General features: G+C 58.3%; 21 protein-coding genes. 12 read left to right on the top strand and 9 right to left on the bottom strand.

All coding sequences use genetic code 11. The features are described 5' to 3' along the window. Window positions 1-102 precede the first annotated feature (102 nt). Window positions 103-678, bottom strand: a complete 576-nt coding sequence (gene rsmD / locus VK574_RS21630) for a 16S rRNA (guanine(966)-N(2))-methyltransferase RsmD (RefSeq protein WP_472801960.1) — start codon at window positions 676-678, stop codon at window positions 103-105. A 227-nt stretch (window positions 679-905) separates the two neighbouring features. On the opposite strand from rsmD, the gene VK574_RS21625 reads away from it, so the two are divergent. Then, window positions 906-1964: a CBS domain-containing protein gene (locus VK574_RS21625; RefSeq protein WP_472801959.1), complete on the top strand. Its 1059-nt coding sequence runs from the start codon at window positions 906-908 to the stop codon at window positions 1962-1964. A gap of 97 nt (window positions 1965-2061) precedes the next feature. Here VK574_RS21625 and VK574_RS21620 read toward each other — a convergent pair whose 3' ends face one another. Next, window positions 2062-2895, bottom strand: a complete 834-nt coding sequence (locus VK574_RS21620) for a TIGR03435 family protein (RefSeq protein ID WP_472801958.1) — start codon at window positions 2893-2895, stop codon at window positions 2062-2064. A 148-nt stretch (window positions 2896-3043) separates the two neighbouring features. On the opposite strand from VK574_RS21620, the gene rsmI reads away from it, so the two are divergent. Next, complete coding sequence (gene rsmI, locus VK574_RS21615) at window positions 3044-3934, top strand: 16S rRNA (cytidine(1402)-2'-O)-methyltransferase (RefSeq protein WP_472801957.1); 891 nt, start codon at window positions 3044-3046, stop codon at window positions 3932-3934. A 301-nt stretch (window positions 3935-4235) separates the two neighbouring features. Here the strand turns inward: rsmI and VK574_RS21610 are convergent, their stop codons facing one another. Next, window positions 4236-4634: a hypothetical protein gene (locus tag VK574_RS21610; protein WP_472801956.1), complete on the bottom strand. Its 399-nt coding sequence runs from the start codon at window positions 4632-4634 to the stop codon at window positions 4236-4238. Between the two features lie 324 nt (window positions 4635-4958). On the opposite strand from VK574_RS21610, the gene VK574_RS21605 reads away from it, so the two are divergent. After that, window positions 4959-6233, top strand: a complete 1275-nt coding sequence (locus VK574_RS21605) for a hypothetical protein (RefSeq protein ID WP_472801955.1) — start codon at window positions 4959-4961, stop codon at window positions 6231-6233. Window positions 6234-6291: 58 nt separating this feature from the next. Here the strand turns inward: VK574_RS21605 and VK574_RS21600 are convergent, their stop codons facing one another. Beyond that, on the bottom strand, window positions 6292-6855 hold the full coding sequence (locus VK574_RS21600; protein WP_472801954.1) for an LOG family protein: 564 nt from the start codon (window positions 6853-6855) through the stop codon (window positions 6292-6294). Between the two features lie 157 nt (window positions 6856-7012). Between VK574_RS21600 and VK574_RS21595 the strand changes: the two genes are divergently transcribed. Continuing rightward, the gene (locus VK574_RS21595; RefSeq protein WP_472801953.1) at window positions 7013-8656 is read left to right on the top strand and encodes a hypothetical protein; all 1644 of its coding nucleotides are present in this window, start codon (window positions 7013-7015) and stop codon (window positions 8654-8656) included. A 115-nt stretch (window positions 8657-8771) separates the two neighbouring features. Here VK574_RS21595 and VK574_RS21590 read toward each other — a convergent pair whose 3' ends face one another. Then, the gene (locus tag VK574_RS21590; RefSeq protein ID WP_472801952.1) at window positions 8772-9773 is read right to left on the bottom strand and encodes a hypothetical protein; all 1002 of its coding nucleotides are present in this window, start codon (window positions 9771-9773) and stop codon (window positions 8772-8774) included. A 299-nt stretch (window positions 9774-10072) separates the two neighbouring features. On the opposite strand from VK574_RS21590, the gene VK574_RS21585 reads away from it, so the two are divergent. The 3 genes from VK574_RS21585 to VK574_RS21575 all read left to right on the top strand — a co-directional run bounded on the left by VK574_RS21585 (window position 10073) and on the right by VK574_RS21575 (window position 14231). Then, window positions 10073-12865: an ATP-dependent helicase gene (locus tag VK574_RS21585; RefSeq protein ID WP_472801951.1), complete on the top strand. Its 2793-nt coding sequence runs from the start codon at window positions 10073-10075 to the stop codon at window positions 12863-12865. Window positions 12866-12925: 60 nt separating this feature from the next. Continuing rightward, on the top strand, window positions 12926-13618 hold the full coding sequence (locus VK574_RS21580; protein WP_472801950.1) for a dienelactone hydrolase family protein: 693 nt from the start codon (window positions 12926-12928) through the stop codon (window positions 13616-13618). Between the two features lie 145 nt (window positions 13619-13763). Continuing rightward, window positions 13764-14231, top strand: a complete 468-nt coding sequence (locus VK574_RS21575) for a hypothetical protein (RefSeq protein ID WP_472801949.1) — start codon at window positions 13764-13766, stop codon at window positions 14229-14231. 79 nt (window positions 14232-14310) lie between these two features. Here the strand turns inward: VK574_RS21575 and buk are convergent, their stop codons facing one another. Next, entirely contained in the window at window positions 14311-15441 is a 1131-nt protein-coding gene (buk, locus tag VK574_RS21570) for a butyrate kinase (protein WP_472801948.1), read from the bottom strand. A gap of 138 nt (window positions 15442-15579) precedes the next feature. Between buk and VK574_RS21565 the strand changes: the two genes are divergently transcribed. From VK574_RS21565 to VK574_RS21555, 3 genes are all read left to right on the top strand, one after another. Next, entirely contained in the window at window positions 15580-15780 is a 201-nt protein-coding gene (locus VK574_RS21565; protein WP_472801947.1) for a cold-shock protein, read from the top strand. Between the two features lie 527 nt (window positions 15781-16307). After that, entirely contained in the window at window positions 16308-16796 is a 489-nt protein-coding gene (locus VK574_RS21560; protein ID WP_472801946.1) for a cytochrome P460 family protein, read from the top strand. A gap of 166 nt (window positions 16797-16962) precedes the next feature. Continuing rightward, window positions 16963-17310 (top strand): hypothetical protein, encoded by a 348-nt coding sequence (locus VK574_RS21555; RefSeq protein ID WP_472801945.1) that lies wholly within the window; start codon window positions 16963-16965, stop codon window positions 17308-17310. A 184-nt stretch (window positions 17311-17494) separates the two neighbouring features. Here VK574_RS21555 and VK574_RS21550 read toward each other — a convergent pair whose 3' ends face one another. Beyond that, a complete protein-coding gene (locus tag VK574_RS21550; RefSeq protein WP_472801944.1) occupies window positions 17495-18283 on the bottom strand; it encodes a LytR/AlgR family response regulator transcription factor in 789 nt (262 codons plus the stop codon). Next, entirely contained in the window at window positions 18264-19547 is a 1284-nt protein-coding gene (locus VK574_RS21545) for a sensor histidine kinase (RefSeq protein WP_472801943.1), read from the bottom strand. The genes VK574_RS21550 and VK574_RS21545 overlap by 20 nt, the downstream gene beginning before the upstream one ends. A 337-nt stretch (window positions 19548-19884) precedes the next feature. Here VK574_RS21545 and VK574_RS21540 point away from each other — a divergent pair, with 337 nt between their 5' ends. Continuing rightward, window positions 19885-20085 carry a cold-shock protein gene (locus tag VK574_RS21540; RefSeq protein WP_472801942.1) on the top strand — a complete coding sequence of 67 codons (201 nt, stop codon included), beginning with the start codon at window positions 19885-19887 and terminating at the stop codon, window positions 20083-20085. 93 nt (window positions 20086-20178) lie between these two features. Here the strand turns inward: VK574_RS21540 and VK574_RS21535 are convergent, their stop codons facing one another. After that, on the bottom strand, window positions 20179-20403 hold the full coding sequence (locus VK574_RS21535) for a DNA-directed RNA polymerase subunit omega (RefSeq protein WP_472801941.1): 225 nt from the start codon (window positions 20401-20403) through the stop codon (window positions 20179-20181). Window positions 20404-20739: 336 nt separating this feature from the next. Between VK574_RS21535 and VK574_RS21530 the strand changes: the two genes are divergently transcribed. Continuing rightward, window positions 20740-20895, top strand: a complete 156-nt coding sequence (locus VK574_RS21530; RefSeq protein WP_348264133.1) for a hypothetical protein — start codon at window positions 20740-20742, stop codon at window positions 20893-20895. Window positions 20896-21065 lie beyond the last annotated feature (170 nt).

The following is a 21065-nucleotide window of genomic DNA, read 5'->3' as shown; positions in this document are numbered from 1 at the left end:
GCGATCTCTCCCCGTAGTGCGCCCCATCTTACGCTTCGCAACAATCTCTCCGCGCTGCACGAAAGTCCTATCGCCATCCAAGATTTGAGAGCTAGACAGCAGCTAGGGGCTCGAAGCTGCTTCATAAAAACTCAATGCCGCGTCCCCCTGCTGCAACACTCTCACCCTGCGCACCGATCCATACGCATCATCGAGCTTCTCTTTGCGCCGGTGCTCCGCGATCACTACGGCAGCTTCCGCTAGCAAACCTGACGCCGCGCCGCCCAGCAACCCCATCGCCAACGCGTACTCCTCTGCGGCTTCGTACGGCGGATCCAGGAACACGACGTCGAAGCGCATCGGTGAGTTCACGGGCCGCACCCGCCGCAGAAATGCCCCCACATTTACCGCCTCCACTCGCACACTGCTCCGCAGCTTCAGTTTTTCGAGATTTGCGCGCAGCACCTTCAGCGCCGGCTCCGCCCGCTCCACCAACACCACGCTCGCGGCTGCCCGGCTCGCAGCTTCAATGCCCACGGCGCCCGATCCGGCATACAAATCCAGAAACCGCGCACCCTCCATTCGCGGCGCAAGTACATTAAACAGAGTCTCCCGCAACCGATCGCTCGTGGGACGGGTCCCGAGCCCCGCCGGAGCTTCCAGCACTCTTCGTCGTAGCGTTCCCGCAATCACCCGCATCGCGAATCAGCATATAAGAAAGGTGCCTCTCAGGCAGAACCCCGGCGACCCGGGCCCCCGAAAAGCGCTCTTTGCTTTTTGTGGTGGATCGACAGGTCCTCCTTGACAGGGTAGAAACAACGGGGTCCCCATCGACAGGTCTTAGTCGATGGGGTGTAAGCAACTACAATGCCAGTATGCGTGGCTGGACCATACCGCTGGGCCGATGGATGGGCGTGGAGATGCGCATGCACGTCTTTTTTCCCGCCCTTGCGCTGGTCTGCCTCGGCCTAAGCGCCACCAGCGGAGTCATGCGGGGCCTCGGCCTGTTCCTCGTTTGCGTTTCGGCTGTGGTGGTCCGCGAAATTGCGCGCCTGATGATGGCTGCCTATCTCCACCTGAAGTTGCGCGCCGTGCTCCTGCTTCCCATCGGCGGCCTCTTCGCCTATGCCAATCCAGAAAGCCAGGAAGCCGCTAACCAGGGCTTCGGCCAGTTCGCCATGGCGCTCACGGGACCGCTCGCCAATTGCTTTACCGCGCTGATGCTCGCCGCGGCCTTCATCGGCGCGGGCGGGGATGTGCGCCTGCTCGGGCGTCCACTCATTACGGCCGCTTATCTTTTGCGCAGCATGGTCTGGATGCAGGCGGGACTTGGCCTTGTGCACCTGCTTCCTGCCTATCCGCTCGACTTCGGCCGCCTGCTTCGCGGCAATTTTGCCCGCACCCACGGCCTCTCGCCGGCGGGCCGGGCCGCCTCCGGCATTGGACAGTTGATCGCCCTCGCCGTGATGATCTGCGGCATGGCCCTGCAAGCCTACTGGCTCATCATCGCCGGCTTCTTCATCATGATCGCGGCGCAGGTGGAGGACCAGGGCGTCTTCTTCCAGTCCGTCGTCGATACGGTGCGCATGCGCGAAGTGATGCTTACCGACTTCGCCACACTCTCCCCGTCGGATACGCTGGCTGACGCGCTCTTCCGCTGCGTTCACTCCCTGCAGGAAGACTTTCCGGTTGTCCGCGGACCGCAGCTGGTCGGCATCGTCTCGCGCCAGCGCATCGTCGACGCGCTCCGTAACGACGGCAACGGCTACATCCAGTCCATCATGTCGCGCGCCTTCCAGGTCGCGCGCCCCGAAGACACGCTCGGCACTACGATTCGCCGCATCTCCGGCGGCCAGGGCCTCTCGCTCATTCCCGTCACCGAGAGCGGCAAAGTCGTCGGCATCGTCAGCGTGCAGAACCTCATGAGTTCGATGTCTCTTCTCGCCGAACAGCGTCGCATCGAAGCTCAGGACGCGAGCGAGTAGGCACACCCTCTCAGCCCAGTGGCAAGATCCGTCAAAGTTCCGAGTGGGCGGTGACACACCAACGACCGGCGTGGAGGCTATCACCTCTTTGTGCTGCCTAATTTTCTGAGGGCTGCTCCAAACGTTCGATCACGATCGTGTCTACCACTTCTCTCCGCGATACGAGCGTCAGTCCAAGTTGCTTCTCAAGTGCCTTGGACATGGCCGCCTCCACCTCTTCCGAAGAGCTGCCTTCTGGGATCGCAACCTGCAAACTGATGTCATATTTCCCTGAAAGGCCGGTCTGATCCAGCACAGCGCGCTTGAAATGCGGAGACAGGAAATTGGCCAGTTCGGTTAAGGGAACATCCTTTCGATCAATGGTCAAGAAAGACTCTCCTGAGTCAAGCGGATCTGTCCGTTTCGGCGCTTCTGGCACTCGGAGTTTCGCGCCGCCCTTTGCCACCACCAGGGCATAGGACATGAGTTTTTCCGGTTTGTGTCTAATTGCAAGTTGAAATCGTTCTCTCAGCAACGACTGCAACATAAGCTGAATCGACTGATACTGACGATGAGAATCAAGCTTACTCATTTCCGCCCACTGCGCGTCGGCGATCTTCGCTACGACATCAAAACGTTGCGATTCAGCCCAGTCGGGCCCTCCGGAGATCTGATCGTCTGGAACATTAAACGCCTCCTTCACCAGAATCTTTGCTGTTACATTTGTCGCTTCGAATCGACCCGGCGGCCATTCGATCGTAGTGATCATAGGTCCCTTCGGGTGTGGCTTGATTACCGCTACCTCAAATTCGGGCAGCTTAGCAGTCGTCTCCTGTCGAGCATCAGTTCCTTGGCCCAATGCAAGGGCAGCGAGTGCCATGTACGCTAAAAAGAACAGAAGAGTTCGGTGGCCCGCCCGCGAAACCCAGCAAAGAACCTTCACCGTGTTCACTCCTACTCCGAACAGCTATCACCACGTTTCGGAATGAGTCAAGGTCACCCCATTTTCTATTCGGGGCGGATCGTGGCCGACTCTTCCCTTTGACGATTCTTCGCCTTGAATTCGACGCTTACCGTGAGGCACTACCATGTTCTAAGCAATGCCCGACACTCCGCTCGCTCCCGGCCTGTACCTCGTCGCCACCCCCATCGGCAACCTCGGCGACATCACGCTCCGCGCCCTCGAAGTCCTCAAGCACGTCGACCGCATCGCCTGCGAAGATACCCGCCAGACGCAAAAACTCCTCAACCACTTTGGCATCACGACGCCTACCGTCAGCTTTCATCAACACAACGAGCGTGATCGCGCGGCCGAACTGATCGCGGCGTTGAAGAACGGCGGTTCTATCGCCGTCGTCTCGGACGCAGGCATGCCGGGCATCAGCGATCCCGGCTCATGGCTCGTCACCGAAGCCATCGCCGCCGGCGTCTCTGTTATTCCCATCCCCGGCGCGAACGCCGCCCTCAGCGCCCTCATCGCCTCAGGCCTGCCCACCGGCGAATTCCAATTCCTCGGATTCCTGCCGGAAAAAGGCGGCGCCCGCCGCACGGCTCTCGAAGCCCTGGCGGCACAGCCTCGCAAGACTGCGCAGACCGTGATCTTCTACGAAGCGCCCCACCGCATCGCCGACACGCTCGCCGATCTCGAATCCGTATTCGGTCCGGCGTTGCGCGTTGTCGCCGCTCGCGAACTCACCAAGCTCCACGAAGAATTCCTTCGCGGCGCTGTCGCCGATGTCCGCCAAGACCTACTCGCCCGCGACCGCATCCGCGGCGAATTCACATTGCTGATCGAAGCCCCACCAAAAAATCCGGGTGCCCCTGGTCTCGCTTCTGAGACCAGGGAATCGCTTTCCGCCCGCATCGCCCGACTCAAGTCCGAATCCAACCTCGACGAAAAAGAAGCCCTGAAACGGCTCGCCCGCCAACTGGGCCAATCCAAAAGCGAGCTTTATCGCGAACTCCAGCGCGAACGTGCCCGCCGCAAATAACCCCGCTCACACTCCCGAATTCCGGAGAAGCGTTTAAACTTGCGCTAAACTGCTCTCCAGAAATAAATGTGAACTTTGAGACGATTCTTCTTCGCGTGGGGATTTGCGATTGTAGCGGTTTCGTGCACTTTCTTCTCTCTAGCGCTAGAGGAAGTTGCCTCCTACAAGCTTGGTCAGGATGCGGGCGACTCCTCGCGGTAAGGGGAAGGAGCACTCCGGACCGGAACTCGAGATGCGCGCCCTCCCATCCTTGCCGTTACGAATCGCGTCAAGGATGGGCAGCACGATCGTTGCGGGTTTGTTATTTCCATTCCCACATTTTGGAAACGGTGGCGCCCGCAGCGTCTACCTCGTATTCGAAGGCGACGCATGCGTTGTTGAGTCGGGCGAGCTTTTGCGAGGCGGTGCGAAAGAAGAGCATTCCGCGGTAGCTGACCGAACCTCCTGGGCCGAATTTACCCACGCCCGTTCCCTTCCACGTGGCTGCTTCTCCATCGGCGGTCATCTCCATACCCTGGCCTTCGCCATGGAGGGATCCATCTGCACCGATTACCGATGTGTATGTGCCCATACCGGTGACGGCGACCCCGCATAGCGTGCCGCTTTCTTCAAACGAAACTTCGGCCGTGGGGGGATCCGTGGAGAGAACCCGCCGTACGAGTCTTTTGCCTGTGGTGATGCCTACTTGTTCTCCTAGCATGAAACGAAACCTCCTCTTTCACCGGGGTCCAAGTTGCGGGCCTCACGGTGCGCAAAGATATACGCCTCGAGATGAGCACGCGTCGAGTAATTTTTCAGAGAACGCCGGGAGCATGAACGTGTTTACGCGATGGGCGAAGTCGGTGCGGTCGAAGGGCCAGACGGACGTGCGCAAAATTTACAAATACTGCCCGAGTTGTCGAACCAGGATTCTAACGTCAAATGGAGCGCCTTTCCACACGCCTTCTTCTTACGCTGCATTTGCCGGCAGGAACAGTTTCGTTTCCACTACACTTATCCCCAACGCTCCATCCGCGAGGCATCCATGCGCCGGACTTTCGCGCTGCTCTGCACGCTTCTGCTCGCCTTCACCGCGACTCCCGCGCTCGCCGACATCGCGGCAATCCACGCCGACGCTCTGCCGCAGGAGACCTCGGTTCTCGCGGCCCTCGACGATGCACGCCAGCTTGAACCCTACGCGGGCGCGTGGACAAACAAATGGGACTACGCACTCGCCAAAAAAGACGTGGCCGACCGGCTGGAAAAGGATCTTGGCTTTCTCACGGCCGCGCTCCTGAAGCATCCTGACAACGAAGAACTGGCACTTCTCACCGGCCTTGTCGCCCACTACGCTTACAACGTCGACGTCCCCGACAGCCACGAGAAAGCAATCGCTGCATTGGAGGCCGCGCGCAAACTTGCCCCGAACGACACACGCGCTTCCTGGTTCCACGCCAACCTGCTCTGCCAGACTCTCGAAACCAAGCCCGGCGCCAAAGAATTTCTCGCGATTGAAGCCGCACACGCATGGGATCAGCTCCCGCCAACCTTCTGGAGGGATTACATGACCTGCGCGGCAATCACCGGAATGCCCGCACACGTCCTGCGCGCCGGCTCCTATCTCGACAAGCTTCATGTACCTCCATCGCCGACACAAACCTTTCTTGTCGATACCGCACGCAACCGATTCGACACCTACGATCCAAAGAAGGAATATCAGCCCAAAGAAGTCTGGCACGGGGAGAAATCCGGCGACGGCACCCAGTTCACGGCAACCCTCTGCGGCGCCAGGCTCGTCACTCCCGGCAACTGGTCAGTCAATCAACTGGATTTCAACAACGGGTCTTGCGCAGCATGGTTTTTCTCCGGCCCCTACAAGGCCGTCGCGCGAAACCTGCAGCCCAGCATTCTTCTCATGGTGCAGCAGGCGCCACCGGGCCAGAGTCTCGGCGAATACGCAAAGAAGTTCACGCACAAAGGTAAATTCGAGCCATTCGCTCCGTCGCGCTGTCCAGCGACGGCTTGTCTCGCGATGAAGGGAGTGCAGCCCGGAATGTACAAGGCAGACGGCGATGGGCACGGCCATATCCTGGTCTTCGAGCGCGATGAGCCTGAATTCCCCGGCCTCCTCTTCGAATCTCCGTGGGAGCCACCTAAAACTGACCCGGACAAAGGCACCCAGTACTTCCATCCCAGCCAGACGCAGAAGCGCATCCCGGGCAAGCTGTTTTATGTAGTCATTGTGGACATGGCCGCCTCCATCGAGGCGCCTTCAATGAAGGACTACGAGTTGTTTCTCAAGGACCTGACGGTGGAGTGATTTCAGTATTCAGTTCTCAGTCTTCAGTTCTCAGTTTTCAGTTCTCAGTTTTCACTCTTCAATCTTCAGTTTTCAGAACTGATGCACTCACCCGCTCCACGGCGTCAGCCGCGGTCGCCGCGACTTCCAGCAGCCCTCGGTTCTCCGCTTTTAGAAACCCGGCTTCCACCGCTCGATCCAGAAATGCGAGCAGGTCGTCCCAGTAATTTGCAGTGTTGATCAGGATGCAGGGTTTGGCGTGCAGTCGAAGCTGCTTCCAGGTAATGATCTCCATCATTTCGTCCAGCGTTCCGTAGCCTCCGGGCAGCATCAGAAACGCATCCGCCAGCTTCACCATGCGCGCTTTGCGTTCGTGCATCGTAGGCACCATTTCGAGCCGCGTCAGCCCCTGATGGCCTATCTCGCTGCCGGACAGAATCTCCGGCAGCACGCCGATCACTTCAGCCCCGCCCGCCAGCGCCGCATCCGCAACGGCTCCCATCAGGCCTACGCTCGCGCCACCGTACACCATGCCAAGCCCCGCATTGGCGATCGCACTTCCTAACGCCTTTGCTTCCGCCAGAAACCTTGGATCGGACCCGCTCGCCGACCCGCAATACACGGCCACCCGTTTGAATTTCATCGCCCACTCAGAATAGCGCCGTCGTTCCCCCCCCGGTCGCAACGCGTCTTTAACTTCATCTTCATCGTTCATTCACAACGCGCTGTTAGCTTCATCGGCGGTGTTCGCTTCGCCAGATTCTCCGCACGCACAATTCACAGTTCCAGGAGGTCACTTCGTGACATTGATTCCCTTTGTCTTTCCCCGCCATCGCAACATCCTCGCCGCAGCATTCACGGTTTCCAGCCTGCTTTTACCCGGCGTCCTTGCGGCACAGGGTAAGCCGGCCTTCAACCCCGGCAACCTTGTCGTCAGCCGTTCCGTCTACGACAATCGCACCAATAATGTCACCGTGGGCCAGGTGCTGCCGCCCAATTGCGCTCCAGCGCTCTGTTCCCCGGCAACCGGCGCAACCAATGACGGCACCTATCCCGCGGTGTTCAACAACGTGCTCTACGATCCAAGCTTCGGCATCACCTCGCGCATCTTCCTCGATCACTCGACGCCCTCCGGGCACGTCATCAGTTCGCTCGAAGTGCCAAATAGCCTCGACCGCTGGATCACCGCATCGAGCAATCAACTGGTAACGAGTTTCAGTTCCAAATCCGAGCTTGGATTGAATCTGTCTACGGATGGACGATACATAACCTTCATGGGCTACGTGGCGCCCGCGAACACGATCGATGTGTCGAACTCCAATACGCCGGGCGCCTTTGACGCAACCGATCCCGTTCCCAATTCATATTTTCGCGCCGTTGCGCGCGTCGATCGCCGGGGACACTTCGAATTCATCGAGACCAATGCCTATAGCGGCAACAATGGCCGCGCGGCAATTCTGAACAATACCTGGGGCAACGACGTCTTCTACACTGCGGGCAATGCCGGTAACGGCGCCAACCCGCAGCCGCAGAACATCGTTCTCGGCGCAGGAGCGCAGATCATGGATCTCCTCAATGCATCTGAAAGCGATCAGGCTCCGGGGCTGCCGACCCCGGTCGCGAGCTTCTCGGTCACCGAACTTGGCGACAAAGCTGACAAAGTGGGCAAGGACGACAACTTCCGCGGCATGACAGTCTTCAACAACGTGCTCTATTACACCAAGGGCTCCGGCAGCAACGGTGTCAACACCGTCTACTACGTGAACACGAGCGATACGCCCTGCACCGGGGGAGTCGGAGTACCCTCTGCCGGCGCGACGCTGCCGACGACGCCGCTAAGCTATTCTCTGCCGCTGCCATCCGCGGGGCTCCCCAACAACCTTTGTGTCCTCGCAGGCTTTCCTACCTCGTCGAACAAGGACGTAGACCCGACCCACTTCCCGTTTGGAATATGGTTCGCGGACGCCCACACTCTCTATGTTGCCGATGAAGGCGACGGCTATGCCGGAGGTTCCGACCTGTACACGCATGCCGCGGCGCAAACCCTCGCCGGCCTGCAGAAGTGGGTATTCAACGCGACCGTCGGACAGTGGCAACTGGCATACGTGCTGACCGACGGTCTCGATCTCGGCGCACCCTATACGGTCAAGGGCTACCCGACAGGAGACAACGCGGCAACCGCCCTGCCCTGGTCTCCCACGACTGACGGATTGCGCAACATCACCGGCCAGGTGGACAAAGACGGAACAGTGACCATCTGGGCTATCACTTCAACCACCAGCGGCGGCGGAGACACTGGAGCCGACCCCAACAAGCTGGTCATGATCACCGACCAGCTACGCAACACAAACCCGACCGAAGCAGGCCATGAGAAGTTCCGCACCCTGCGCACCGCCGGCTTCGGCGAAGTGCTGCGTGGAGTTTCATTCGGACCAACCAACTAACCAACATTCGAATTAATTGTTGTAAGACATCGAAGGCGCTCCCGAATCTCGCGGAGCGCCTTCGAATTTCAATTTGGATGGGACGTCGTTTACCGCTGTGGTTCAGCAACGATGGTTACTCTCCGTGAGACAGCGTGCGCGTTGCCTGTCCCTGCGAACGCCGCGTGAACCCTCCCTGGCGGTTCCACTGTTCAAAGTCTTTCTGCGACAATTCGACTGAGCCCTGGATGCAATCCAGTTCCATGGAAAGATTCCCCAACCGGCTTTGCGATTGCGGTGGTGAACCAGACAAGAGCAGCGGCTCTTTCGCAAAGACGTCTGCGAGCGATGCTGGCTTTTCCGTCAAGAATTCGCTCTGATGATCGTTGCGACCGTGAAGTGAAAAATCCACGCGAATTCTGGCACTGAAGCGTGCGCCAATCATCAAGACTTCCGCACCATCGAGCAGCCGCGTCAACACGCTATTCGGTTGCGTGAGAGCAAGACTCCCTTCGGTTTTTGGGGATCCCATGAGAATCGTCCACGAAGTTACGTCGCGACGCATCTGCGCCAGCCGTTCCATGAGCGGCATATCAATGTCGGCATGAGTGGCGTAGCGCCGCAATGCGCTTTGAACCATCGTTCGTGTGCCCAGCATCGCGATGTGGTCGTTCAGGATCACCAGCCAGCGCGCGTCCAGCATCTCTCCCTGTTCGCGGTCGAATGGTTTGATGAGCAGAGCCGTTTCGCCCTGGAACTCGCTGCGTTGCGCGCCGTTCAATTCGGCGGCTTTAAAGATTCTCTCCCGATTGAAATGTCCCGCCACCAACAGGAGGTGTTCGGTGAGTCTTCCACTCGCGGAAGAGGCGGCCACTTCGATCACTTCATCGATAACCCTTTTGCTGTCGACTCCCGCAAGCCCTTGCCAGTCGTCCAGGTCAAGCCGGTCGTTATGCGTGGACAGCAATAGCCGGCCGTGCTCGTGACCAGTTGGGTGGTTGTCGAACCCCGCAACGATCTCTGCGCCGGGCGGAACCAATGGAAGTAGCGGGTTATTCAGCGGCGAAGCGAAGCCGGATGCAGCGAAGACAACAGTCGAAACCAGTATCCATAAAAGCCTGTAAATATAAGGGCGCACGGGCCAACCCTTTTCCCTGGGTGGTCTCCATGTGACCTCGGATCATTCCTGATTCCGTGGCTGAGGCGACGCTACCAGATCCAAAGTTGAATCTCTGGAGTGAACGAGCAGAGCGTACTCCGCCTTTTCCCCTCGTGCTATGTCAGCGATCACATGAACGGTCGATGGGAAAGAAGTCCAGCTAAATTACTTCGATCAAAGCGGTTTCAGGTTGATCCCACGCGTAAATCCTCTCGATCGGTGTGGTCATCGCGCGGCAGGTAAACTAGAGGGAGGAACCTTTCCGCCGGACGCCACCTTTGTCGCAGTCGCTCATCGAAAATCTGAACCCAGAACAGCGCGCCGCCGTTGAAACCACGGACGGTCCACTGCTTATCCTGGCCGGCGCAGGATCAGGCAAAACGCGCGTCATCACCAGCCGTATCGCGTGGCTCATCCAGGAGAAGGGCGTAGCGCCCGATTCGATTCTGGCGGTTACGTTTACCAACAAGGCCTCAGCCGAGATGGCGGAACGTGTGGAGCGCCTGATCGGCCACTCTTCGCTTTCCAAACCGCTGATCTCCACGTTCCACTCGCTTTGCGTACGCATTCTGCGCCGTGATATCGAAGCCTTGAAGGTGGACGGTCAAGGCCTCACCCGCTCCTTCGCCATCTACGATGAGAACGATCAGCAAGGCATTGTCAAACAGGTCATGCGCCGCATGGGACTCGATACCAAGCAACTCACCCCGCGCACCGTCCTGGGTCGCATCTCGTGGGCCAAGAACCACATGGTCGATCCGCAGGATTATTACCTCGGCGCAAAGGACCCCGACAGCGAGCGCATCGCGCACATCTACAAGGGCTACAAGGAAGAGTTGCGCAAGAACAACGCGCTCGACTTCGACGATCTGCTGCTGGAGGCGGCGCGGCTGCTCAAGGTTTCCGCTCCCACCCGCGAGTACTACCAGCGGCGCTATCGCTACATCCTCGTCGACGAGTATCAGGACACCAATCGCCCGCAGTATGAACTGATGAAGCTGCTTGCCGGCGAGCACAAGAACGTGTGCGCCGTCGGTGATGAGGACCAGAGTATCTACTCCTGGCGCGGCGCCGACATCCGCAACATTCTCGAATTCGAGAAGGACTTTCCCAATGCGCACATCGTCCGCCTCGAACAGAACTACCGCTCCACGCAGATCATCCTCGAAGCGGCCGGTGCGGTGGTCGCGAACAATCTTCGCCGCAAAGGCAAAAAGTTGTGGACCGATCGCCAGGGCGGCTCGCTGATCGGCTACTACGAAGCCCCCGACGGTGAAAATGAAGCCCTGTTCATCGCCGATCGCATCCAGAAGTTTCTCCGCGCATCGATCGAAGCCGGCGACGAGGCGCATTGCGCCGTTTTGTATCGGACTAACTCGCAATCGCGGCTGGTTGAAGAGGCGTTGCGCCGCTACGGCATCAAGTACACCATGGTTGGCGGATTCAGCTTCTACGAGCGCGCCGAAATCAAGGACCTGCTGTGCTATCTGCGTCTGATTCGCAATCCGCACGACTCCATGGCACTCAACCGCGTTATCAATACCCCCGCACGCGGTATCGGCAAAACCACGTTGGAGACGCTGGAGCGCCTGGCGCTTGAAACCGGCCAGTCCACGTGGGAAGCACTGGGAACGGCGATTGGGCAAAGGCTGATTCCAACGCGCGCGCAGATGGCTCTCGAGTCGTTCCGCCAGCTCATTCTCGATGCGCAGGCCATGATGGATCCGGACTTCGCGGGTAAGCTCTCCGCGGATGTGGGAGCCGACGATGCCGGCACCGACTTTTCCTTCGGGACGACCGAGCCCGGCCCGGAAGAGAAGCAGCAAGTCACCGACGCGCTTGAAGCGGCAACCGAATTCAGCTTTGGCGATAACGAGAATCAGATTCCTCTGCTCGACCCAAGCCACTTTTCGCCCTTCACAGAAAAGTCCTTTGCCGAAAAAAAGGCACGCCCCTTCCTCCAGATGCCGAAGCAGACCGCGCGGCCAGACCAGGCAACAACCAGGGTGCCCCCGGTCTCGAATTTGAAACCGGGGATGGATGCGTCGAGTATCGAGAGCGACAGGTCATCGTCCGAAGAAACCCCGGAAGCATTTCGCAAACCCGGCGATCCTGCCACCCTTCCCGAACTCATTCGCTTCCTCATCGATCGCACCGGCTACATCAAGGCGCTAGAAGCCGAGGCATCGCCCGAAGCGTTCAGTCGAATTGAAAACCTGAAAGAGCTGGCCAACGCCGCCCACGACGCCGAGGTCCGCGGCGAAACGCTCGCTGAATTCCTCGATCATGCCGCGCTGGCCTCCGATACCGATCAGTTCGATCCCAGCGCGCGCGTTACATTGATGACCCTCCACGCCGCCAAGGGTCTGGAATTTCCTCTCGTCTTTCTCGCGGGACTCGAAGAGGGCCTGTTCCCGCATTCACGCACACTCATGAATCCCGAAGAGCTCGAAGAAGAGCGGCGCCTGTGCTATGTCGGCATGACCCGCGCCATGAACACGCTGATCCTCACCCGCGCACACTACCGCCGCCGCTACGGCAACGACGCGCCGGAGCAAAGCGTCCCATCGCGCTTCCTCGAAGAAGTTCCGAACCAGCTTGTCGAGAATCTCGGCGGTCGGTCGCCGGCATGGTCCGTTCCCGCCTACGGAAACGGCCGTGGAAGCGGTTATGGCGGACGGCGAAGAGGAGAATCGAACGAGATTGACAGCCGGCACTACAACTACGAGGACGAGAGCCAGGAAGTGACAAGGATTTCGGGCAGCCAAAACTCAACTCCAAAGAGTAAAAGCCCGGAGGGCTCGATCGACAACATTGCGCACTTCTTCGGCGGAAAAGCAGTTAAGCCCGGCTCGTTTGTGCGGCCAACCTCCCGCCCGAAGATGGATATTCCCGCGCCCACCGGTGCTGCCGGCCTCAAGAGAGGGCAGCGGGTGCGCCATAGCAAATATGGCGAAGGGCAGATTGTGATGCGCGAGGGCGACGGCGACGAAGCCAAGCTTACCGTGCTCTTTTCGCGGCATGGCATGAAGAAGCTGATGGAGAAGTTCGCCAACCTCGAGAAGCTCTAGCCACCCGCCCGCAGTAGAATCCATGCGATGCTTTGCAAGCTGAAATTGCCGTGGCCTGCAGTGAAACTCAGGTTGCTGGCGCTAATCACAATTTCGTTTTTCTCTCTTCCAACGCTTGCGCAATCTCAGCAAGTCGCCCACTTCACCAGCGGAGAACGGCAAGTCTCCTACGAGATCTTTGGACCTGCGAATACCGGCCCCATCGTCATCATGTTGCACGGAGTGGGCGGACCCGATGTTCCCCTCTACCGTGGACTGGCGCAATACCTCGCAACGAAGAATTACACAGTCCTTTTCCTGCATTACTTCGACGCGACAGACACCCATCGTGCCTCGGACCAGAATTATGTTGCCTGGGAAAAGGCAGTCAGCGATCTTGTCGACGAATGCCGCAAGAATCCCGCGTGGGCCAAACGCCGGATCGCGCTTCTGGGTTTCTCGCTCGGGGCATCCGTCGCGCTGGCTGCCGGCTCGCAGGCCCTTCCCGTCGATGCGGTAGCGGAGTGGTACGGCAGTCTGCCCGATGAATTCTTTTACAAATTGAAGGGCATGCCCCCGCTGCTGATTCTGCATGGCCAGCACGACGACAACATTCCCGTGGCGAATGCGCAGCAGATCCTGCAACTCTGCGGGATGAAAAAATTCACCTGCGAAAGCCACATCTATCCCGACCAGGGGCATGGATTTCTGCCACCCGCCTACGATGACGCGGTGAAGCGCACGCTCGATTTCTTCTCGCGCCAACTCAAATAGGAAGCCGAGATTCCCATCCGTATTGCAGGAGAATTGAGCCGCCCCGCCCGCCCGCGCATCCGTCCCGTCGCAAACACATTGCCCCATCGATCAAGATCAGCGACGATGTCCTCACTAAGAACGCACCGCCTTACCCGAGGTCGCGATGTCCACAGCTTCTATCTCCGCAGCGGCGCGAAAGACCAGCCTTGCGCTTCCGATTCTGGTGGGAGGCGGGGTCGCCGGCCTGCTCGACATGACTTCCGCCTACATCAGCTTTGGCCGCTACATGCCGATTGGAATCGCCGGCGGCCTGGTCGGTGCAGCGGGGCGTCATGTGTCGGTCGGTCAGTACATCCTCGGCCTCGGCATCCACTACTTCATTGCCTTCTCAGCCGCCGCCGCATATTGCCTTGCCAGCAAAAAACTGGACTTCCTGCGTGACCACTTCATCGTCTGCGGGCTCTTCTACGGGATCGGGTTCTTCCTGTTCATGCAACTGGTTGTGCTGCCGCTCAGCGCTTACCATGCGATGGGGCCGTACCAATACCGCGGCCTGGTTCAGGGCCTGCTCGTACACATGTTTCTCATCGGCCTGCCGATCGCAGCCAGCCTCCGCATGTTTTCGCGCTGACTTGATGCGGAACTCAGATCCGGGGTTGGGTCGCCTCGGAGCCGTGCAGGTCCCGAGCACGCAATTCCAGCCGCCTGATCTACTCCAGCCCGATCACCAGCGCTTCGCGGCACTTGGCTGCCGCCTCATGCGTCGTCAACCGCCTGGCTGGTTCCTCGCCGTTCAGTACGCGAAACACACCCTCAGCGAGCGCCTGTAATTCATCTTCCCCCGGATACACAGTCACCGGCGCGATCCATTCAATGTACTTGCGGAGGCCGTTCACCATGCGGTCGGAGTGGGCCATGCCACCGGTCAGCAGCAACGCATCCACGCGTCCCTCCAGAACTGCAGCCATCGCGCCACACTCTTTCGCGACCTGATAAATCATGGCTTCGTAAACGGCTGCTGCCTTCGCGTCGCCTGCATCGATTCGATGTTCCACCTCCACGAGATTGCGTGTCCCGAGGTAGGCAAATAAACCGCCCTCGCCGAAGACCTTGCGATCAAGCTGCGCCTCAAAAAACTCGCCGCTGAAGCAGAGCTTGATCAGTTCGCGTACCGGCAGCGATCCCGTCCGGTCCGGCCCAAGCGGTCCTTCCTCAGGCGTGTTGTTGTCGATCATCCTTCCACCGCGGTGAGCCGAGACGGTGATGCCGCTCCCCAGGTGCGCGATGATCAGTCGCAAATCGGAGTACACACGGCCTGTCTCGCGTGCAAATCGCCGCGCGACGGCCTTGATATTCAGTGCGTGGCCAATACAGGATCGTTGAATCTGCGGCAACCCGGAGATTCGCGCGCAATCCTGCCATTCGTCCACGGTGACGGGATCGACGATGTAGGCATTCACTCCGGCGGCTTGAGCGAAGTGAAGAGCCAGAACGGCTCCCAGATTGCATGCATGTTCACCCCGGCGCGCGAGACGGAGTTCCTCAACCATCGCCTTGTCCACCAGGTATGTCCCGCAAGCCATCGGCGGTAGTAATCCACCTCGACCGCCGACGGCAGCGAAGTCCTTTGCATCGTATCCCGCCTCCGCCAATGCCTTTCCAATGAGCCCGGCACGGTAACCGGTTCGTGCCAGCATCGAGCGCCCGCGAAACTGCTCAATCTCCTCGTCGCCATGAGGAACTGACCTCTCCCATTCCGCCCCTTCGGCCGTGAAAACACCGTACTTAGTCGAAGTGGAACCGGGATTGATGACAAGGACGCGGTTACTCTGGTGTGGCACGAAATTCTCCCCAGCCATGCTACACTCTTTACCAATCCCAGAATTCGATTAGAAGTTCTTGCCTGTTCCGAGTTACCGCTCCACACGCAACACTTCCACATTGCGTTCGCGGTAATAGCATCAAAGGAGCATTTTCAAATGGAACAAGGCACAGTCAAGTGGTTCAATGACGCAAAAGGTTTTGGTTTTATCACCCGCCAGAATGGCGAGGACGTATTCGTCCATCACACCGCCATTCAGTCGCAGGGCTTCCGCTCGCTGGCGGAAGGCCAGCAGGTTCAGTTCAACGTGGTCAAGGGACCCAAGGGCTGGCAAGCTGAGAACGTTCAGGCTCTCTAATTCAGAGCTATAAGATCCGAAACAGCAAGAGGGACGGCCAAACAGCCGCCCCTCTTTTTAGTGCCACTGTTGCAAATCTGGCGCCCGCCACTCAAGACAAAACTTAGCTGTACCTTCCCAATTGGCCACAGACCACTCCTTGGAAATTGCGCGGGGATTTATGAAGTCTTCTTTCACCCTGGGCCAGAGATCGGACTCAAGACGCGCGTGCTAAGGGGCACCGCATCAATCGATACTTTGCGCCTCAATATCGAAAGTAGCGAGGGCAGTTCATTTATTCCGTCGGCGCAAATCAATGTGGTTGATTTATTTCGCCTTCACGGTACGATGCGCGTGATCCGCGTCGATCATCGGAGCGGCTGGAACGTCTCGCGAAGTCCAACTGAACACCGAGCTGGGGCGTTGATCAACAATCCTTTCTGACTGTTCTGTGGTCCAGTTCGTCAGATCATTTCACCGCCCGGTCAAAATCAACTTTTCGCAGCCGTTGGCTGTGGTAGAGACTGCCTTCAGAATGGAGGTAACGAGTGAAAAGAAATTTGGTTTTGCTCCTTGCCACCGCAGTCTCCGCCGGTGGCTTTTCTCTGTTAGCGCAACTCGACGATGCCGCTCCATTCCCTAAGGAATTCCGCACGTGGGCCCACGTCAAGAGTGTGCTCGTCGGGCCTCAGAGTGCCGCCTTTGCGACCGAGGGTGGAATCCACCACATATACGCAAACGATAAAGCCCTTGAGGGCTATGAGACGGGCAAGTTTCCTGACGGCTCTGTGATTGTCTATGACTTGCTTGAAACCAAGGAGGTCGCGGGCAATACCGTTGAAGGGCCAACGCGCCGGATTGATGTAATGGTGAAGCAGGGCGAGCTCTATCGCGCAACGGCTGGCTGGGGATTCATGAGTTTCCCAAGTGGCAATCCGGCTGAGGGGAGGCTAACGGCCGAGCGCCAAGCGGCCTGTGCAGCTTGCCACGCGAAGCGCGATGACCATGATTCCGTCTTCAGCGAATTCCGCAAGTAAAACCTGGCGATTCTGCCTTGCACTGCTCAGGTTGTGTGTCCGGCAACCGGGACACTGAGGCCAAATTCTTGAAGACGTCAGCATTGCCGACAATACGGACCCAGGCAGTAGACTCCAATCAACATCGAAAATGAAATTCAATTGGCTCGAATCTAAAGTAGTCTCCATGCTGATTTTCTGGTCGATTGTCGTGTGCTTAACCTGTTTTGCGTATGGCCTCTCATTCGCAGTGCCGTGGATTCGAAACTTCTTGAACACCTCATCGGCTAACAATGGCCTGGGGAATCTATTCGCCGCGCTAGTCGTCCTGACGATTCCCTGTATGCTTATTGTCTCCTTCGGCATGGCGATGTTCTGTGCATTTACGGATCGTTCACCAGTCTGTGTAAAGGTGCTTTGGTTTCTCCTCTTCCTGGTGACTTGGCCCTTTGGATCAATGGTGTATTACTTCACGGCGTATCGGGCTTTTATCAAGAGGAAAAGTACGGGTGGTGCGCCGGTCCGCGAGTCGTGAGCATATAAATTCAATCGAGCAGGAGCAGAAGCCCGGACATCTTTTGGGAGCTTTGCGGCACGCGACCCACTCCGTGGGTTCCCCCAGTCGTGCCCTGTTTCAAAACCGATCTGCGCGATTGGGTCACCCCGCTGAGAAAGTATGCACCTTTCACGACGACCCGATTTGGCTCGCTCGCTCAGTTCTACAGCGGCTGGCCAAGCCGCTTTTCCAGTTGCACCCGATACGTCCGGCTGACCCGAGTACGAGAGCCATTCTTGAGGACCGCTTCAAACTCCCCGTGCGAAATCGGCTCCAGTTGCAGAACGCTTTCGATATTGATCAGCGCCGAGCGATGCACGCGCACAAAACGCCGCGGATCGAGCTTTTCAGCCAGATCGTTCAGTGCCGCCCGGTACAGCAGTTCCTTGCCCCCCACATGCAGCGTGACGTAGACGCCTGCGGCTTCAATCCAGTCGATATCGATGACGCGCACAAAGCGGGTAGTTCCCCCGGCCTTTACCACCAGCCGGTCGAGCCTGCGCTCTTGTGCGGCCGGTGCGGTGCTCACCATCTTCACCACGCGCTGGCCAAACTCCTTCATGCTGCGCTCATCAAGCCGAGCTTTGGCGCGCGTCATCGTTGCTTCGAATCGCTCGTCGCTGAAGGGTTTCAGCAGGTAATCGAGCGCGTTGGCTTCAAACGCCCGAATGGCATGCTGATCGTACGCAGTCACGAATACGGTAAGCGGCATCTGTGCCGCGCCGATGGCATCGATCACGGCCAGTCCGTCCAATTCCGGCATCTGCACATCGAGAAACAACAGGTCCGGATTTTGCCGCTGAATCATCTCCACCGCGGTTTCTCCGTCTGCAGCCTCACTCACTGAATTCACCTGCTCATCGCGTCGCAGCAGGTCCATCAGACGCTGACGCGCGGGAAGCTCGTCGTCAGCTACGAGAACGTGAATGGGCTCAAGCGTAGGCGCGTTCATTCGCTACCTCTCCCAGGCGCAACGGCAGCGAAACCTCTACCTCGGTCCCGCCGTCTGCGCGATTTCTCACCACAAACCGGCTCGCTCCATTTGGATGAAGGCCGGCGATCCGTTGTCGGGTGATCGACAGGCCAAGCCCTTCGGAACTCTCCAGCGTCCAACCTAGCGGCAGACCAACCCCGTCGTCCATCACGCGAACTTCCAGCCGGTCGCCCAACGGTTTTGCGCGTACTACCAGGGTTCCACCGGAAGCGCGGCGCGAAATGCCGTGGCGAATCGCGTTCTCCACCAGTGGCTGAATGAACATCGAAGGCACCGCGGCGTACTTCACCTCCGGCGCAATATCCATCACCACGCGAAGCTGATCGCCAAAGCGGATCTTCTGGATCTCCAGATAATGTTCCAGGAATGCCAGTTCCTCAGCCAGGGGCACTTCCTGCCGGTCTTTCGATTCGAGGGACATGCGCAGCAGGTCGCCGAGGTGCTCGATCATGCGGCGGGTCAGTTTCGGATCGCGCTCTACATGCGACGAAATGGTGTTCAGCGCGTTGAAAAGAAAATGCGGATCGAGCTGCATGCGCAGCGCATTCAGCCGCGCCTCGCTGTAGCTGTGCTCCAGCCGCTCCAAGCGCAATTCGCTGTTCATGTAGCGCTGGTAGTAGTGGTACGCCTGTATGCCGCCCAGAATAATCCAATAGATCAGCCAGCACCAGATCTGCCACCCAATCACCGCGGGGCTGAAAAGCTGCGAAACTCGAAGCGAACTCCACGGCGTAACACCCACAAGGGCGCGCATCGTTGTAAAGAGGCAAAAGTAGATCTCGGTAAAGACGATGCTCGCCAGGATATGAGCTCCCAGGCGGCGGCCCAATTCGCGCTCGGGAATCGGCAAGCTCCTGTCCAGCAAAACGATGGCGGGGGTCAGGAGTCCCCAACTCCAGAATTGTGCGAGATAAGTCCGCAATTCATCGTGCCAGTGACTCGTACCCAGAGTCGGCAAAGCAAACAGGGTTCCGGCTCCCGTGCACACTACCGCTCCCAGCAGCGCCATACCCCACCACCGGCTGCAGAGCCGGCCGAGGAGGGTGGTTTGCGGCTGAACCGCGTCAGTACCGCCCCATTCTCCGGAAGTCGTGTTCTTTACTCGCACGTTCTCTCTCACCCGTCGCCATTCCTCGCCCGTTGCCCGCCGGCCGGCATCCCCAATCCCTGAAGCGCCCGCATCGACGGCGACCATATTATCTCGCAGCGATCCTTTTCGCATTCAATCGGGCCTTCTATCCACCTGTTTGTGGGTTCGCGCAGACGATCTGCCAGACTGCAACATACCCGGATGTCCGCCTCCCAGCCACCGATATGTCATCATCAGGTCCGGTCACAGCGCAGGACGGTTCCCTTGTTCTTTCAATGGGGCGGGCCATTTGTCTTAGGCCCGCCGCCCCTCAGAAACGAGTTTTTTTGAAGTCAACAAGCGTCCTGTGTTACACTTGAGGTAATCGTAGAATTCGATCTAGAAGTCATTGCCTGTTTCGCTTACCCGCTCACTCGCAAACTTCCTCATTGCGTTCGGACGGTAATTTGCAACAAAGGAACAACACACAATGGAAACAGGCACAGTCAAGTGGTTTAATGACGCCAAGGGATTTGGATTTTTGAGCCGTGAAAACGGCGAGGACGTCTTCGTCCATCACACCGCCATCCAGGCAAACGGCTTCCGTTCGCTTCAGGAAGGCCAGAAGGTCCAGTTCAACGTGACCAAGGGCCCCAAGGGCTGGCAGGCAGAGAACGTACAGCCTGTCTAAGTTTGGACGAGAGTTCGAAGTGAGACCAAAAAAGGACGGCATAACAGCCGTCCTTCTCATTTTTATGCGTATGTATTGCTAAAGTACGCCGGCCTACGCGGCCGGTTTCAGGGATTTGTCACCGGGCTTGTTCGATATGGGGTGCATGGACTTCTGATCCGACTTGTGGGTACCCAGAAATTCCAGAGCACTGTTGATGGTGTCTTCGAATCGCCCACCTGTCTTGTGCGTGGCCTTCACGCCTTTTGAAACAAGCTGGCACATTTCAAATCGGTTCATCCCTTGCTTAAGGGCGCGATGTATCTGATCAGAACGCATGAAGAACTCCGTTCACGAGGAGAATGCCGACAGTTGAACCGACGACATGTGATTGCTGCGTGGGCTACGGGGCTCGTCTGAAGCAAGGGGAACGGCCAAAGGCCGAGCAGGCTGGGTAATACCAGATTGCGTCTTACCTTCATTCTACGCTGAGATTCGACGAATTCAGCGTGAATTCGCTCGTTGCTGTGCCGCTATTTACGCTTTTCGAGGCTGTTTACGAGAGCCGCAGCGGGTCTGCGGGCTTTTCCCTGCACATCTATCCCTGTTACCATAAGGTTCACATCGCCCGTTCACACGGGACACATTGATTTGACTCAGTAAGAGAGGTTGTCATTGGCAAATACCAAGAAGATTGAAGACAAGCTGGAACGCAAAAAAGTGAAACGCGCCTCCCGCAAGAAGGCCGCACCGAAGGCCAAGCGCACGACGCCGCGCGGGTCCAACAAGAAGAAACTCAAGAAAGCGGCACGCGGCCAGTCGAAGCGCTAAACGATCAGTTCGCATAAACAATAAGGGCCCGGATCGGCAACCAGCCGGTCCGGGCCTTGCCGTGTAATCCCTTTCTACGCAACGATCCTGCCTCACATCGCACCTCTCTCCTGGTCCAATCCCCATCATGTACACTGCCGCATAAGGCTTCCCACAGCACATCGGAACCG

The sequence above is a fragment of the Occallatibacter sp. genome (assembly GCF_035317045.1).
Classification (GTDB): domain Bacteria; phylum Acidobacteriota; class Terriglobia; order Terriglobales; family Acidobacteriaceae; genus Telmatobacter.
The sequence above is the reverse complement of the archived record's forward strand: the minus strand, read 5'-3'. Positions and strand labels throughout refer to the sequence as shown.